The following is a 2,868-nucleotide window of genomic DNA, read 5'->3' as shown; positions in this document are numbered from 1 at the left end:
CGGGTGCCGAACTCGACAGCGCCGGGGGTCAGGGCGAACAGGGTGTCGTCGCCGCCGCGGCCAACGCCGGCGCCCGGGTGGAAGTGGGTGCCACGCTGGCGGACGATGATCTCGCCTGCGGAAACTACCTGGCCGCCGAAGCGCTTGACGCCGAGGTACTGGGCGTTCGAGTCACGACCGTTGCGAGTGGAACTCGCGCCTTTTTTATGTGCCATTTGGAAATGCCTGCCTTAAAATTCTGGGGAATCTGCTGAAAACCTGAACAGTAACGAGTAGTTACTTGATACCGGTGATCTTGACCTTGGTCAATTCCTGACGGTGACCCTGGCGCTTCTTGTAGCCGGTCTTGTTCTTGAACTTCTGGATGACGATCTTGGGACCGCGAAGGTCCTCAAGGATCTCAGCCGTAACCTTTACCTTGGCCAGGTCCGAAGCTGCAGACGTGACCTTGTCACCGTCTACCAGGAGCAGTGCGGGCAACTCAAAGGTGCTGCCGGCTCCACCGGGGACGCGGTTCAGGGTAACGAAGTCTCCAACGGAAACCTTCTCTTGGCGGCCGCCTGCGCGGACAATCGCGTACACCACTGGGGAACTCACTTCTCTCGACGTTTATTACTAGATTTGCGTGCGGAACCTGGGTCCAAAGTTTATGGTCCGGCTCACGCTGTGCCTCTACGCCGGTGGGTTCCCCGGGGGGACCCATGAGCTATCCCGTGGACAATCGCACCTGATAATCAAGTGGAGCGTCCTCAAGGTCATAACCCAAGTGTTGGCGTAAGCACCGAAGATCTAGACTACGCTAATTTTGCCTTCGGCCGCAAATGAGGCTGGTTCCGAAGGGAGGTACGTGATAGGCGCCACCCTGTATGGACAGGGCGTTGCCGCAACGACTTCCGGAACCGTGCCCACCTATCGTACAGGCTCCCCCGGGCCCTGCGTGTCAGGCGTGCAGCCGCGGCGCGTCGAAGAAGTCAACCTCGTAGCGGGCGGACTGGCGGAAGGCAAGGGTCATGGCGTCCCGTTCACTCGGCGAGGCCGCCCGGGCCGCGGCGTCGGTGTGGGCGATGGCCTGCCGGGTGGCGGCGGCAAACTCCTCATCGGCATAGGTGCGCAGCCACATTGCGTAGGGGTGGGATTCCGGGGCGCCTGCGGCGAGGAACTGCGCGTGCAGGGCCTCCCCGACCTCGGCGTAGAGCCAGAAGCACGGCAGCACGGCGGCCACGAGCACCCCGTAACTGCCGGAGACCGAGGCGGCCAGCAGATGGTCCACGTAGGACTTGGTGACCGGTCCGGGCGTCACCTTGGCCGTGCGTCCGTTCAGCCAGGTCCGGTGCAGCTCGGATTCGACGTCGAGGCAGTTCTGCGCGGAGCGGGCCCAGAAGAGCTGTTCGGCCTCTGTCGGCGCGATCGCGGCGGCGCGGGCCAGGACCCGGGAATAGCCGTTCAGGTAGAGGGCGTCCTGGGCGAGGTAGTACGCAAACTCCTGCTCCGGGAGCGAGCCGTCGGCCAGGGCCTTGATGAAGTCCAGGCCATGGATCGTCTCAAGGTCCGCGGTCGCGGCGTCCCGGAGGGCGGCGGCGAACTCGCCCTCCGCCGGCACCCGGCCCGTCCTGGCATGGTCCTCGGTCTGCTGCTGGACGTGGTGGAAGTGGTGGACCGGGCCGTTGCCGGTCCCGACGTCGAGGTCCGCCGAGGTGCGCAGCGCCTCCTGCAGCCAGGGCTTGACCTCCCGCAGCGCGGCCTCCCAGTCCCCTACCCGGGCCTGCACGGTTGCCATTGCCGAGGACAGTGAGCATCCGGTGCCGTGGCTGTTGCGGGTGGGCACCCGCTCCCCCGGCACCACCACGACGTCCTGGGCCAGGAGTCCGACGGTGTTGACCAGCGCGTCCGGGCATCCGCCGTCGCCGTCGAGGTGGCCGCCCTTGACCAGGACCGTCGTGCCGGTCTGGGCGGCGAGCCGCTTGCCCTGCTCCAGTGCCGCGGCCCAGTTGCCCGCGACGGGCTCTTTGAGCAAAATCGCGAGTTCGGCGAGGTTGGGCGTGATCAGGTCCGCGTAGGGCAGGAGCGCCTGCAGGGCCGCCTCGGCGGACTCCTGCAGCAGCCGGTCGCCGCTCGTCGCCACCATCACGGGGTCCAAAACGACGAGGGCGGGGCGGACCTTCTCCAGCCAGCTGCGGACGGCGTCGATCACGGAGGAGTCCCCCAGCATCCCGATCTTGACGGCATCGATGCTGATGTCCTCGCTGATCGCGTCGAGCTGGGCTGTCAGGAAGTCCGCCGGCGGGACGTGGACGGCGCTGACGCCGCGGGTGTTTTGCGCGGTCAGGGCGGTGATGGCCGCCATGCCATAGCCGCCATGCGCGGCAATGCTTTTGAGGTCGGCCTGGATCCCGGCCCCGCCCGAGGGGTCGGAGCCGGCGATCGCGAGCACCCGCGGGATCCGGGGAGCCGCAGGCGCAGGGACAGCCGGAAGAAACGATGAGGCGGTGGTCACGAGAGACATCCCTTCGCCGGTGCTAACCGGACAGGTTCAACGGGTCTGGATCTCAGCCGGCTCGATGCGCGGCACCCCGTGTCAGGGATCCAGCCTAGCCGCATCCCTTAACGAAGTCGCGGGCACGGCCCGGACCTGCGCGTATTGCTACGCAGTCCGGACCGCACCCGCGGCCTTGCTGAACTGTTCCGGTGCTAGAGCTCCGAGGCCGGGACGCCGACACCGAGGATGATCGGCTCGCTCGCGGCAGGCTTGGCTGCCGGCGTGGTTGCCGCCGGCACCTTGGCCTCGTGCACCGAGATGGCTGCCGTCTGCGGAGTTTCCCGGCGCTGTTCCACGGAGGTCTCATTGGCTGCACCCTGGGCGCGGCTGGC

General features: G+C 66.8%; 4 protein-coding genes and 1 riboswitch. All 4 genes read right to left on the bottom strand.

Features of this window, described 5'->3' with window-relative positions; translation table 11 throughout:
* The coding region (gene rpmA / locus K789_RS0120270; protein WP_024368344.1) for a 50S ribosomal protein L27 at window positions 1–215 on the bottom strand (215 nt) is incomplete at its 3' end.
* 61 nt (window positions 216–276) lie between these two features.
* The gene (gene rplU / locus K789_RS0120265; protein ID WP_024368343.1) at window positions 277–585 is read right to left on the bottom strand and encodes a 50S ribosomal protein L21; all 309 of its coding nucleotides are present in this window, start codon (window positions 583–585) and stop codon (window positions 277–279) included.
* A 355-nt stretch (window positions 586–940) separates the two neighbouring features.
* On the bottom strand, window positions 941–2,503 hold the full coding sequence (locus K789_RS0120255; RefSeq protein ID WP_024368342.1) for a bifunctional hydroxymethylpyrimidine kinase/phosphomethylpyrimidine kinase: 1,563 nt from the start codon (window positions 2,501–2,503) through the stop codon (window positions 941–943).
* Window positions 2,486–2,583, bottom strand: a riboswitch (TPP riboswitch). It overlaps the preceding gene by 18 nt.
* A 105-nt stretch (window positions 2,584–2,688) precedes the next feature.
* Window positions 2,689–2,868, bottom strand: a 180-nt coding sequence (locus K789_RS23680) for a hypothetical protein (protein WP_035740435.1), incomplete at its 5' end; no start/stop codon positions are given.

It is taken from the genome of Arthrobacter sp. TB 26, assembly GCF_000427315.1.
Lineage (GTDB): Bacteria > Actinomycetota > Actinomycetes > Actinomycetales > Micrococcaceae > Arthrobacter.
The sequence above is the reverse complement of the archived record's forward strand: the minus strand, read 5'-3'. Positions and strand labels throughout refer to the sequence as shown.